The 12388-nt window shown below is 41.1% G+C and carries 12 protein-coding genes; 6 read left to right on the forward strand and 6 right to left on the reverse strand.

Annotated elements, in window-relative coordinates:
* Window positions 1-825: 825 nt before the first annotated feature.
* The 3 genes from V7K89_RS16615 to V7K89_RS16625 all read right to left on the reverse strand — a co-directional run bounded on the left by V7K89_RS16615 (window position 826) and on the right by V7K89_RS16625 (window position 4630).
* Window positions 826-1011, reverse strand: a complete 186-nt coding sequence (locus V7K89_RS16615) for a hypothetical protein (RefSeq protein ID WP_335188940.1) — start codon at window positions 1009-1011, stop codon at window positions 826-828.
* A 1080-nt stretch (window positions 1012-2091) separates the two neighbouring features.
* Window positions 2092-3060, reverse strand: coding sequence for a DUF362 domain-containing protein (locus V7K89_RS16620; protein WP_335188942.1), 969 nt, complete (start codon window positions 3058-3060; stop codon window positions 2092-2094).
* 148 nt (window positions 3061-3208) lie between these two features.
* Window positions 3209-4630: an aspartate ammonia-lyase gene (locus tag V7K89_RS16625; RefSeq protein WP_335188944.1), complete on the reverse strand. Its 1422-nt coding sequence runs from the start codon at window positions 4628-4630 to the stop codon at window positions 3209-3211.
* Between the two features lie 130 nt (window positions 4631-4760).
* Between V7K89_RS16625 and pgsA the strand changes: the two genes are divergently transcribed.
* Both pgsA and V7K89_RS16635 read left to right on the forward strand, forming a co-directional pair.
* On the forward strand, window positions 4761-5288 hold the full coding sequence (pgsA, locus tag V7K89_RS16630) for a CDP-diacylglycerol--glycerol-3-phosphate 3-phosphatidyltransferase (protein WP_335188946.1): 528 nt from the start codon (window positions 4761-4763) through the stop codon (window positions 5286-5288).
* A 115-nt stretch (window positions 5289-5403) separates the two neighbouring features.
* Window positions 5404-5634, forward strand: a complete 231-nt coding sequence (locus tag V7K89_RS16635) for a hypothetical protein (protein ID WP_335188948.1) — start codon at window positions 5404-5406, stop codon at window positions 5632-5634.
* Window positions 5635-5712: 78 nt separating this feature from the next.
* Here the strand turns inward: V7K89_RS16635 and V7K89_RS16640 are convergent, their stop codons facing one another.
* Window positions 5713-6597: an SMP-30/gluconolactonase/LRE family protein gene (locus V7K89_RS16640; RefSeq protein ID WP_335188950.1), complete on the reverse strand. Its 885-nt coding sequence runs from the start codon at window positions 6595-6597 to the stop codon at window positions 5713-5715.
* Window positions 6598-6820: 223 nt separating this feature from the next.
* Here V7K89_RS16640 and V7K89_RS16645 point away from each other — a divergent pair, with 223 nt between their 5' ends.
* Window positions 6821-7546 (forward strand): Uma2 family endonuclease, encoded by a 726-nt coding sequence (locus V7K89_RS16645; protein ID WP_335188953.1) that lies wholly within the window; start codon window positions 6821-6823, stop codon window positions 7544-7546.
* A gap of 59 nt (window positions 7547-7605) precedes the next feature.
* On the opposite strand, the gene V7K89_RS16650 is transcribed toward V7K89_RS16645, so the two are convergent.
* Window positions 7606-8544, reverse strand: a complete 939-nt coding sequence (locus V7K89_RS16650) for an NAD-dependent epimerase/dehydratase family protein (RefSeq protein ID WP_335188955.1) — start codon at window positions 8542-8544, stop codon at window positions 7606-7608.
* A gap of 57 nt (window positions 8545-8601) precedes the next feature.
* Window positions 8602-8766 carry a hypothetical protein gene (locus tag V7K89_RS16655; RefSeq protein ID WP_335188957.1) on the reverse strand — a complete coding sequence of 55 codons (165 nt, stop codon included), beginning with the start codon at window positions 8764-8766 and terminating at the stop codon, window positions 8602-8604.
* A 92-nt stretch (window positions 8767-8858) separates the two neighbouring features.
* Between V7K89_RS16655 and V7K89_RS16660 the strand changes: the two genes are divergently transcribed.
* From V7K89_RS16660 to gmd, 3 genes are all read left to right on the forward strand, one after another.
* Window positions 8859-10001 (forward strand): glycosyltransferase, encoded by a 1143-nt coding sequence (locus V7K89_RS16660; RefSeq protein ID WP_335188959.1) that lies wholly within the window; start codon window positions 8859-8861, stop codon window positions 9999-10001.
* A gap of 111 nt (window positions 10002-10112) precedes the next feature.
* Entirely contained in the window at window positions 10113-10868 is a 756-nt protein-coding gene (locus V7K89_RS16665; protein ID WP_335188997.1) for a sugar transferase, read from the forward strand.
* A gap of 439 nt (window positions 10869-11307) precedes the next feature.
* On the forward strand, window positions 11308-12387 hold the full coding sequence (gene gmd, locus V7K89_RS16670) for a GDP-mannose 4,6-dehydratase (protein WP_335188961.1): 1080 nt from the start codon (window positions 11308-11310) through the stop codon (window positions 12385-12387).
* Window position 12388 lies beyond the last annotated feature (1 nt).

Genomic DNA, 12388 nt, shown 5'->3' on the forward strand with positions numbered 1-12388 from the left:
ATTTCTAGCTGATATATCCCTGACATTGTTCATCCTTCATCTGGTTTATTCTTATTCTCTCATCTGTAGTCCAATTTTAGAGAATTGGTATTAATATCACAGCGATTTGACAGCAACCCACCACAAGTTAACGAGCGGCTGCCAATTACTGGAACTGTAACTCAACCAATTAAATAATTGGCTTTTCAAAACTCTTCAAACCCTTTAAACCATACCAGGATGTTGGGAGTGATCACTCCCAACACCTTCTTGTCAGATACCTTCAGGTATAATTGCACTTAGCTTATATTTCTTGATAAATGCAATTGCAAGCGAGCTAGCATCAAGGCAATTTTAGAAAATTATCAAATCAAACTTAGAGGTTATTTGAAGAGTCGGAGAGATGGTAAAAAAGCTTTCTCAGTATATATTGTGAGATGGGGTATCGGCAATTAGTTAGAGACTATGAGTTATTACCGGAACATCGGAGACTTTTATTTACCTTGCCATGAACCGGATCATGGTGAAAAACGATTAGCATAAAATTTAACCCCTTAAAACTTTTCAAACAGCCTCTTAAAATTAGCCAAAAAATGGAAAAAGCGTTGCAAAGTTTCCTCGCAACGCTTTTTCCAAGAGGATATTATGGGATATCCTCTGCCCTTAATTACTATCTATTATGGATTTTTACTCCGATTCTGTAAAGACAACTGAAATCTGGAGTCACACAACACAGATTCAGCTTACTCCTGATAAACTACATTTAAAATCTACAGAGATTGTCTCAAAATCAGTTTTCTGCTTTTTGTAGCTTTCCTGCTGGTGAAATGCTACGGGGAAGCTTTATCAATCTTGATTTCCTTGTATGTTTTGGATCAGAGGTTGTTGGTTATTTTGAACATTAGTTGAAGAATAGTGGGCGATGACAAATACAGGTAGGGTAAGAGTCAACAGAGCGATCGCAGTTCCCACAATGTCTGCCAAACGTTGGGAATATGTGTCGGTATTGGCAGACTGGCTATTTGAATTCATACAAAATTGAAGTTTTTCGTAACACTGTGTAGGTCTACTCTCTGACTGAGAGTTTTAATGCTGTCTTAATACTATTATTAGTTGTTTTTAAACTTGTAAAATGTATAACATTCTACAAGCTAAACCAGTTTTTCAACTGTCATAATAGCGTTTTTATACCCGAAATTCTTAATACCAAGTTACAAGTAAACAAATCATGTTTTATTTTGTGATTAATATTTGTCACATGTTTCCCTGTATGGTGTAACGGTTCGCATACGCAAGCTAACTTTAACAGCATCATAAACAATATTTTCTCGCTGCTTAAAGATTAATTAGCAAAATCTATTTGTCCGATACTTCATGATTATAACATTCTATAAAGCCTTTGATAAGGTCATTTTACTAGAATTACTAATTTGTGATACAGAATACAAAACCGCAAAATCACTGATAAATAGTCAGTATTTGAGATTTTTATCCGGTAGTTATACACAAAAATAATTGACACCAAAGAAAAAATGGGTAGGAATGATTTTTATAACTAATGATAATTACTGAATAAATTCATATACACCACCTGTGTTGTGCAGCATGGATTTAGTGATATCACTAGACAAATATTTCAAAATTTATCAAAATTTAAACTTTCAAATATACCTAAGACACAGCAATTTTGTCAATCTATATATAGGTAGAGTAAAAAATGTTTTAGAAGATGGCGTAGAGATGTATCGGGATATCGCCAAATTTTGCTCATATCTGACCAAGAATACCCAATTTAAATTTTCAGATCCTAAATCCGTATAACTTTTTGGATAAATCAAAATTTAAAACGAGAAACTGTATAACAAATTAATCATCTAAAAAAACCGCCACTAACTATAATAGGGCGGTCTGGTTAAGCAATCGGAGGTAATTACAGATTACTCTCCTGATAAATGAAATTGCTGTAACGAAGGTTGCACTAAATTGGGAGTGAGGAATTAGGGAGTGGGGATTGGGCACAAGAGGCAGAGGTGTAGAGGTGCAAAGGAGCAGAGGGGAAAAACTTACTGCAACTTCTCCTCTGCTCCCCTGCTCCCCCTCACTTCCTACTCCCTACTCCCTCCCATAAACACTCATTGGTTCTTTAATAAATCGGGTGTAAAGATGCTTAAACGTAGACTTAATTACGCGTGGCATCCCAAAATCTATGGGCATCAAATTGTCTGGTAGTCGCCAATCTTCTATTTTTAATAACTCAGGATTTAAATGCGGAAAGTCAATGGCAGCAAGTTCTGGACAAACTCCTAGCCTTTGGGAAGCTGCAACTGTGGGCACTTGTTCAGGAGGAACATTGAGGATTTCTACCATTGCCCGATCTAAGGCAAATATATCTGATGTGGCTGCTAAAATGCCCAGTTGGCGAGGTTCCCCGTTGCTGGGGCCATTACCTTCATGACCGATAATACCATCTAATATGGTTAAGTCAGGGTTAATTGCTCTGGCAGTTTCTACTAACATTTCACCAAATCTGTCCGCATCTTTTCCTGCTTCCATGTGCCACCAAGCTTTCATTTTACCAGGGACGCAACCAAACAAGTTTTTTACGCCCAGTGTTAATGTTAACTGGGCATGTGATTTCACTTTCGGTAGATTAATCACTACATCTGCTTCCATTGCTTCTTTAGACAGTCGCAGATGGCAAAAATTGTCACTGACGGTTTGGTAACGCTGACCATGAAAATCGATGATGGGAAGATTGAGTTCTTCTAAAATAGGCAGATAGCCATTTGCCACTGCTACGCCCTTGGCACTGCCAAAAGCAGGACTATCGCCCAAAAATGGTTTACCGCCAACCTCAATTACCATCTGGGCAACTTCGTAAACTAGTTCGGCACGGGTGATACACTCTTTCCCAGGACGCGATCCTGTAAGTAGATTCGGTTTGAGTAAAACGCGATCGCCTTTTTTCACAAACGCTGCCATTCCTCCAAAAGGTTCCAGGAGAATCACTAAAGATTCCCGTAAAGCCTCTTTTGCGTAGGATGTAACCCGAATAAGACTAACAGATGATTTTTGATCCATAGATAGATAGGGGATAGAGGGAGTGGGGGGATGAGGGAATGGAAAAGCAGGGGAGCAGGGGAGCAGAGGAGAAGTTGCAGTAAGTTTTTCCCCTCTGCCCCTTTCCACCTCTGCCTCTTGTGCCCAATGCCCAATGCCCCATAACCTATTATTCTGTTTTGAGCGGTAAGATACCACTCATTTGTTCTAGATTTAGCACTGTGGCTAAGTCTATTTCACTCATCAATCCGTGTTCTAAAACAATCTGCCGTAGGGATTTACCAGTTTCTAAAGATTCTTTGGCGACAGCTGCGGCATTTAGATAACCGATGTGGGTATTTAGTGCAGTTACTAAAGCTAAACTGCCTTCGGCATAAGCTAAACAACGTTCTCGGTTAACGCTAATTCCCTGAATGCAGCGTTCGGTGAGTGCGGCGATGGTATTGCCGAGAATTTCGATACTGTGAATTAGGTTATAGGCAATCAATGGCATCATCACATTTAGTTCTAATTGTCCAGCTTGTGCAGCTAAAGCGATCGCACTGTCGTAACCCATCACCTGAAAACACACCATTGATGTCATCTCTGCCATCACTGGGTTATATTTCCCTGGCATAATCGAGGAACCGGGTTGCACTGGAGGCAGTTGAATTTCTTTCAAGCCTGTTTTTGGCCCTGAATCCATCAGCCGTAAATCGTGAGATATTTTGGCTAAATCCTGGGCTAAATTCCGCAAAGCACCGGAAACATTCACAAATGGCGCCATACTCTGCATAGCTGCCATGAGATGGGGTGCAGGTTCTAAAGGAGTATCAATCAATTCTGAAAGAACTTCTACCACACGGGCGCGATACAGAGGATGAGTATTTAATCCCGTTCCGGCTGCACTACCTCCCAAACCCAGTACCATCAAATCTCCAGAGGCGGTATAAATCCGGTTTTGGTGTTCTGTAAGAATTTGCGCCCAAGCCCGAAAATTCTCACCCAAACGCACAGGTACAGCGTCTTGTAAGTGGGTTCTGCCAGATTTAACGATATCTTGAAATTCTACAGCTTTGTTTTCTAAAGCTACGATCGCCCCATCTATTGCTGGGTGTAATGTCTTAGATAATGCCAATAAACCACCAATGCGAATTGCCGTAGGAATCACATCATTGGTAGACTGCCCATAATTAACGTGGTCATTGGGACTAACACGTTTGTAATTGCCCTTTTCTTCACCAAGTATTTCTAAGGCGCGATTTGCGAGAACTTCATTGACATTCATGTGGTGGGATGTTCCAGCACCTGCCTGATAAACATCTACAACAAATTGATCGCGGAACTTCCCAGCTAAGATTTCATCAGTTGCTTGCACAATCGCCTGACTAATATCTTGGGGAATGCAATTCAGTTCTCCATTCACAATTGCTGTAGCTTTTTTAATTATCAATCCAGCATCTACGTAAGTAGGTAAAGGCTTGATACCGCTAATGGGAAAGTTTTCGATAGCTCGCAGCGTTTGAATACCGTAGTAAACGCTACTAGCAATTTGGCGATCGCCCATCGAATCGCGTTCGATGCGGAATTGGGAGTCTGTGTATTCAGTCATAGTATTGTTTTAGGAGAGCTACAGAAAACAGATTTTCCCACGCAGGTACACTCAGATACACTAATCTGCATATATTTTGCATATTTGCTTGGCTGCTTGTTGCTTTACACTTATTAATTTTTAATTTTCCATGACTGTACCTAACTGGATTACCTTCTCTCGCCTTCTGGGTGTACCATTTTTGCTTTATGGCTTGTACAACCCCACACCTCAAGCTAGGTGGATATGTTTGGCGATTTTTATCGTTGCGGCGTTAACGGATTGGTTAGATGGCTATTTAGCGCGGAAACTCAATCAAATTAGTGAGTTGGGTAAGTTTCTAGATCCGTTAGTGGATAAATTTCTGGTACTTGCGCCATTGATGGTTTTTATTGAACTAGGAAAAGTGTCGGCTTGGGGAGTATTTTTGATTTTAGCGCGGGAATTAGCGATCGCTGGTTGGCGGGTAAATCAAACGACAATTACCGGAGCAAATATTTGGGGTAAACTCAAAACTGTTAGTCAAATAATCGCGATCGCACTTCTAATTGCGCCACTACCTGAAGTCTGGCAAACTTCCTCTGTGATCGCTTTTTGGATTTCTGTTGCCTTGACTTTAATATCTGGGGGTATTTATCTTTTGCCACAAAAAGTTAGCACTAATGAAACGGCAATATAGTATTGTAACTAGGAAAAATACACCTTTAAGTTCAAAGTGAAATCAAATAAGCTGCATGGTACTGATGTTTTTTTATTTGCAAGTCCTTTAGAACTCGGAAGTTGAGCCTTTGAACATGGAAGTTGCACCTTTGAACATGGAAGTTGCACCTTTGAACATGGAAGTTGCACCTTTGAACATGGAAGTTGCACCTTTGAACACGGAGGTTGCAGCTTTGAACTCGGAAGTTGCAACTTTGAACACGGAGGTTGCAGCTTTAAACTCGGAAGTTGCAGCTTTGAACACGGAAGTTGCACCTTTGAACCTGGAACTTCGAGATCAAAAGTTCCAAACTCAGAATTTTTAGAATTCGTAAACAAGTAAAAAGTCGAGTTGAACAAATACGAGAGGCAATTTAGCGGCTCACCTTAACACAGCTACTACTTTATTTCTCAAAATTATAGCTAGGTAATCCAGTAACATCAGTTTGCAGAGCAAACAAATCACCAGAGTAGAAACTTTTGTCAATCTCGGCTTGGCTGAGTTCAACTGAAGCAGTAGTGATGTAGAGTGTTTGCAAATCTTCGCCACCAAAGGTACAACTTGTTACGAGTGGAACAGGTAGATTAATCCGCAATATCTCTTCACCCTTGGGATTGAAACGAATCACACACCACCCATTCCACATCGCTGACCAAATATTTCCTTGACTATCTATTGTTAACCCATCTGGATAAAAAGATTCATGAGTTAAATCAACAAAAATCCGGCGATTAGTAATGTTACCCGTTACTGAATTAAAGTCGTAAGCATATATCTTTTGGTGAGGAGAATCACTCAAATAAAATGTTTTTTGATCGGGACTCCAACCCAGCCCATTAGAGAGAGTCAATCCTGTTTCCATTACATGCAATGAACCGTCACGGTCATAGCGATAGAGGCTAGCTTGAGGTTTTTCTAAAGAACACATTGAACCAATCCAAAAGCGGCCTTGGGAGTCACATTTTCCATCATTGAGGCGGTTATCTGGCTGATTTCCTTCAATTTCCAAAATTCGCGTAACTTCACCTGTTTGGGTATTGAGGAATGCCAGGTGATGACGCAGTGCCATAATTAAATTATCTTTACCTGCGGTTGCGATCGCGCCTACCACATCTCCCACATAAAAAAACAAATCTTTCCCGGTAGCAGGATTGAACTGATGTACCCGATGGTTGTAGATATCAACCCAGTACAGTAGGTTTTGGGTAGAATCCCAGATAGGGCCTTCACCCAAACGGGCGCGAGACTCTAGAACATTTTGGAGTGGATATTGCAAAACTTGGCTCATTTTATCAACCAATAACAGCATTTACAGAAACTAGTTTTAGTAGCCTTCAAACAATTCTAAAAAACGTTTGGCTGACTAATAGAGAAAATTGTCATTCCTGTTCTAGTAAAAACTAAAGACGCAATTTATCGCGTCTTTCTCAGGTAGAAAAAAATATTTTTGACTTTGACCAAACCTTTACCGCAATCCGTTAACTTAAAATTAGTCGGTCAGGATTCCCCTTATGTACCAAACAGACCCGCCTCTCTCCCCCAAAGAAGTCCTACCTACCATGTACGATCTTCCCAGTGAATACCCGGAGGACTCTGGTTTGCCTGACGAATTTCACCTTTTTCAACCCCAACTTCTGCGCGAAACCTTCTGTCCACCTAATTATCCAGCAGAGGAGGTATTTGTAGCCACTGACTTAAACCTTTACTATGACCTCCGGCATACACTGTCGTATAAACGCCCAGACTGGTTTGCTGCTGTGGGAGTTTCGCGTCTCTATGAGCAGCAAAACTTGCGTCTGAGTTATGTGATCTGGCAAGAAGGGGTTGCTCCTTTTGTAGTGGTAGAATTGCTTTCTCCTGACACTGAAAAAGAAGACTTAGGACAAACTCTGCGGGAGATTAACCAACCGCCGACTAAATGGGAAGTTTATGAGCAGATTTTGCGAGTTCCTTACCATATTGTGTTTGACCGCTACACTGACAAACTCCAAGCATTCCAATTAGTTGCAGACCGCTACAGCGAATTGGATTTGAGTACCTCACGGGTGTGGATGCCGGGTTTGGAACTGGGCTTAGGACTTTGGCAAGGTTCTTACCAACAAATTGAACGATTGTGGCTACGTTGGTATGATGCAAGTGGGAATTGGCTTCCCACACCACTAGAACGAGAAAGTCAACGTGCTAACCGATTAGCAGCACAACTGCGAGAGTTAGGCCTTAACCCTGATGAGTTATGAAGATGCGATCGCATCGTACCAGTAGGGATACACAGCGATGTACCCCTAAACATCTTTACTCACAACGCTTGTAAAATTTCTTCATCTACAGAGAAATCTACTTCGGCTTTGTCTTTTGCATTAGCCAAATAATCATTTTCCAGAGAGTCTTGTAAACCAGAAATCAAATCATATTCAGGATGCCAGTTTAATTCTGTTTGCGCTTTATTCACCGAAGCAAAAAAATGCTGCACCCGCATTGGAAAAGCTTTGCGTTTGCCAAAATCAAACTTTTTCGGGTCGTAGTGGACGATTTTGACCGCATCAGGTGATTTACCTGCGGCAACAGCACTAGCACGGGCTAAACCATCGAAAGTGACAAAGCGATCGCCAGAGATATTATAAATCTGTCCTATGGCTTGTTTATTGCCCAAAACTTGAGTCATTGCTAGTGCCAAGTCTTTTACATGACCTAACTGGGTGATATGCAAGCCATTTCCAGGAATGGGAACGGGGCGATCGCGCACAATTCTGTCAAAAAACCAGCCTTCCAATTCATTATAATTACGAGGGCCGTAAATATAAGTAGGACGAATAGAAGTAAAGGGCAATCCCAATTGAGTTAGATAAGCTTCTGTTTCATGTTTACCCTTATGGCGACTTTTGGGATCTACTGCATCGCCTTCTATATGGGGCAATTGATCGGATTTGAGATACACCCCCGCAGAACTCATATACACAAAATGTTGCACTCGGTCTTGAAAAATTTCTGCTAGTGGTTGAGTATCAGTAAGTTCCCGTCCGTTATTGTCAAAAATGACATCAAAGTTTTCTTGTGATAGTTTTTCTTTTAATTGAGTAGCATTAGTGCGATCGCCTATAATTTGTCCTACTCCCTGTAAAGAAGGTGTTGGCCGATTCCCACGATTGAACAGCACCACCTCGTGTCCTTGTTCCACTAATAGTTGAGTCAAATAGACACCAATGAACCGAGTACCACCCATAATCAGAATTCGCATAAATTCACCCTTTCTATATCAGTTGTCATTCAGGGAGTAGGTATTGGGGACTGAGGACTAAGAAGACAAGGAGAATAACCCATCCCCAATACCCAATGCCCAATACCCAATGCCCAATGCCCAATGCCCCATTCCCCATTCCCAATCTGAGATTATCAGGTTGTAGTATCCATCTGGAACCTCTGAGGGAAAGATTCCGTCCCATTTGCTAATCTGAAGCACTTCCGGTTAATTAATCACAAGAGGAAACTTTTCAGTCGGAGTCTAAAAAAACTATCTTCTATTTTGAATTTTGAATTTTGAATTGTTTAGCTGTGCCCTTGAAATATGCTCTGGTTCATGAATGGCTAACACCCAAAGCCACAGGTGGTTCAGAACTCGTTGTCCGAGAAATTTTGAATCACATTGATGCTGATTTGTATGCTCTTATCGATTTTGAATCCAGCAATAGAGAAAGTTATTTATATAAGCGTCAAATTGGCAAGACGTTTCTCCAGAACTTTCCCTATGCCCGTAACGGTATACAAAAATACTTGCCTTTGTGGCCTTTGGCAATTGAACAACTTGATTTGCGCCATTACGATGTCATTCTGTCTTCATCCCACGCTGTTGCCAAAGGAATCCTTACCACTCCCGAACAGATGCATATTTGCTACTGTCACAGCCCTATGCGCTATGCCTGGGACTTGACTTTTGATTATCTGCGCTACAGCAAACTGGGTAGTGGTTTACCTGGGTGGGTGATACGGTATTTATTACATCGTTTGCGCCAGTGGGATGTATTGAGTGCCAATCGCGTTGATTACTTCATTGCCAATTCGCAACATACAGCTCGGCGGATTTGGCGTTGCTATCGACGAGAAGCAACAGTTATTTACCCACCAGTGAATATTGGGGAATTTCCGTTTCTGTCTGAGAAAGAGGACTTTTACCTGACAGTTTCCCGGTTAGTGAGTTACAAGCAAATCTCCTTGATTGTCAACGCTTTTAATCAACTAGAACGACCATTAGTAGTCATTGGTACAGGAGATGAAATGAACAAGATTCGCGAGATGGCAAACTCAAATATCCAAATACTCGGTTGGCAACCCGATAATGTGGTAAAAAAATATATGTCTAGGGCTAAAGCGTTTGTGTATGCAGCTTGTGAAGATTTCGGTATTGCCCTAGTGGAAGCACAAGCTTGTGGCACGCCGGTAATTGCTTATGGTGCGGGGGGTGCTCTAGAAACAGTGCGAGATATTAGCTCTTGTGCGGATACAGGGACAGGTATATTCTTCAAGACGCAAACAGAGGCAGCTTTAGTGGAGGCAGTAGAAAAGTTTGAAATGTATGAGGGTTCGTTTAATTTTGAGTATATGCGATCGCACGCCGCGCAGTTTTCACCGCAAATCTTTGCAGATCGTTATCTAGATTTTGTAAACAAATGCAACGAAAAAAGACCATTTTTGCAATGATGGTGTTGGTTAACGTCTTATTTTTTTAGGCTTTTGGTAATTTCCCCCAGAAGCACCTCATTTTGGCTTTAATATTGGGACTATGTGTGGTGTGGATTATTAAGGAGTATGATGACTGCCCAGAGCTCACTCCTCTCCGGCAAGCGAGGCGTACGACAAGACACTAGAGCGTCTACGCGTTTCTTAAAACGCGGTCAAAAAACAAAGACGCCAAAACTTAAGCCCAAAGGTTTATCTTTTCAGGGTTTAAACGGAGAGTTTGCCAAACGACTGTTCGATATAGTGTTTTCGCTGTCGGTATTAATTTTGTTCTTTCCCGTCTACTTAATTTTGACCTTGCTGATTGCCTTTAGCTCAGAAGGCCCAATTTTTTATGTCCAGGAACGAGTAGGGAAAAATTACAAAGCGTTTAATTGTATTAAATTCCGAACAATGGTAAGCAATGCGGATGAAATCCTCATGCAAATGATGGAAACCTCGCCCGAATTGCGACAAGAATTTGAGAGCAGTTTTAAGCTGAAACAAGACCCCCGAATTACCAAAATTGGTCGATTTTTGCGAATTACTAGCTTAGACGAATTTCCCCAGTTCTGGAACGTTTTAAAAGGGGACATGAGTGTAGTTGGGCCCCGACCCTTGGTAGCAGAAGAACTGCCAAAATACGGTTATCACATTGATGAGATTTTAACAATCCGTCCAGGAATTACTGGTTTGTGGCAGGTATCTGGACGTAATGACATTCCCTACCATCGGAGAGTCCAAATAGACCTGCATTATGTCAAATTTAGGAATTTCTGGCTTGATTTATGGATCATTTTAAAAACTGTTGATGTAGTAATTTTACCCAAAAATAACGGTGCATACTGAGTAAATATTTAGGGTAAATTCTGTGGGGCATTAAATGCCCCTGAGTATTAATTCTTCCCCTAAAACTCAAAAATTGCTCATCTTTCTATAATTTGTACTTTTCTACTTAAGTAAAACTTCTGTAAGTATGGATCTTTGACTCTTTTCCCCCTGATTTGCATTTTTGCCAGAAGTCTAATTTAAAATACCTATTTTATTAAGTCTTCACAAAACTAAAGATATATAAAGCAAAGAAAATATACATCATTAAACAATCTTGAGCTATCTAAGGTTGGACTTACGTATTAAATTACTGTTTATTAAGTATATTTATTTATGGAAAAAGTCTTATAACAACAAGAACTCGTAGGTTTCCCATTAGGCAATTCAGCAATTAGTTGCTAGGTTGTATCAGATTAGCTGTAACTTTTTAATCAAAGACAATAAGGGATAATTGAGCATGACGCAACAGAAGCGAGCGTTAATTACTGGTATTACTGGACAAGATGGTTCATATCTAAGTGAGTTTTTGTTGGAACAAGGTTATGAGGTTCATGGCATCATTCGCCGGACTTCTACCTTCAACACAGACCGCATCGATCACATTTACGAAGACCCCCACAAAGAGGGAGTGCGCTTGTTTCTTCACTACGGTGACTTGACAGACGGTACAACGTTGCGGCGCATTTTAGAAGAAGTCAAGCCAGTAGAGATTTACAACCTCGGCGCTCAATCCCATGTTAGAGTCAGCTTTGATTCACCAGAATACACAGTGGATGCCGTAGGAATGGGGACATTGCGTCTGTTGGAAGCAATTCGAGACTACCAGCATCGTACCGGAATTCAGGTGCGATTTTACCAGGCGGGTTCTTCAGAAATGTACGGTTTAGTACAAGCAATACCTCAAACTGAGACAACGCCCTTTTATCCCCGCAGTCCCTATGCCTGTGCGAAAGTTTACGCCCACTGGCAAACTGTAAATTATCGTGAATCTTATAATTTATTTGCTTGTAATGGCATACTTTTTAACCACGAGTCACCACGGCGGGGTGAAACCTTTGTAACCCGCAAAATTACTAGAGCGGTAGCTGGTATCGTTGCTGGTAAACAGAAAAAGATTTACATGGGTAATCTAGATGCCAAGCGAGATTGGGGCTATGCGAAGGATTATGTCAAAGCAATGTGGTTGATGTTGCAGAAAGATCAGCCAGATGATTACGTAATTGCTACTGGTGAAACCCACTCGGTGCGGGAGTTTTTGGAACTGGCATTTAGTTATGTGAATCTTAATTGGCAAGATTATGTAGAGTTTGATGAGCGTTACCTGCGTCCATCTGAGGTAGAGCTATTGATTGGCGATTCTACCAAAGCACGGCAGAACTTGGGCTGGACACCATCAGTAACTTTTGAAGAACTAGTTTCCTTAATGGTAGAAGCAGACTTACAAGCATTGGGTCATACTTCACCCAATGGAAAAGGTTCGCAATTTCCAGATGATATTGCCACTATTCGTCAACAACTAGGCGCTTTGCACTTCTGAT

Source organism: Nostoc sp. (assembly GCF_036917515.1).
Taxonomy (GTDB): domain Bacteria; phylum Cyanobacteriota; class Cyanobacteriia; order Cyanobacteriales; family Nostocaceae; genus Nostoc.

What these genes read in the sequence shown, in the direction of transcription:
- pgsA (WP_335188946.1), top strand. Translation starts at nt 4,761, where the DNA reads ATGACTGTACCTAACTGGATTACCTTCTCTCGCCTTCTGGGTGTACCA.
- gmd (WP_335188961.1), top strand. Translation starts at nt 11,308, where the DNA reads ATGACGCAACAGAAGCGAGCGTTAATTACTGGTATTACTGGACAAGAT.
- V7K89_RS16620 (WP_335188942.1), bottom strand. Translation starts at nt 3,060, where the DNA reads ATGGATCAAAAATCATCTGTTAGTCTTATTCGGGTTACATCCTACGCA.
- V7K89_RS16645 (WP_335188953.1), top strand. Translation starts at nt 6,821, where the DNA reads ATGTACCAAACAGACCCGCCTCTCTCCCCCAAAGAAGTCCTACCTACC.
- V7K89_RS16650 (WP_335188955.1), bottom strand. Translation starts at nt 8,544, where the DNA reads ATGCGAATTCTGATTATGGGTGGTACTCGGTTCATTGGTGTCTATTTG.
- V7K89_RS16635 (WP_335188948.1), top strand. Translation starts at nt 5,404, where the DNA reads ATGGAAGTTGCACCTTTGAACATGGAAGTTGCACCTTTGAACATGGAA.
- V7K89_RS16640 (WP_335188950.1), bottom strand. Translation starts at nt 6,597, where the DNA reads ATGAGCCAAGTTTTGCAATATCCACTCCAAAATGTTCTAGAGTCTCGC.
- V7K89_RS16615 (WP_335188940.1), bottom strand. Translation starts at nt 1,011, where the DNA reads ATGAATTCAAATAGCCAGTCTGCCAATACCGACACATATTCCCAACGT.
- V7K89_RS16625 (WP_335188944.1), bottom strand. Translation starts at nt 4,630, where the DNA reads ATGACTGAATACACAGACTCCCAATTCCGCATCGAACGCGATTCGATG.
- V7K89_RS16665 (WP_335188997.1), top strand. Translation starts at nt 10,113, where the DNA reads ATGACTGCCCAGAGCTCACTCCTCTCCGGCAAGCGAGGCGTACGACAA.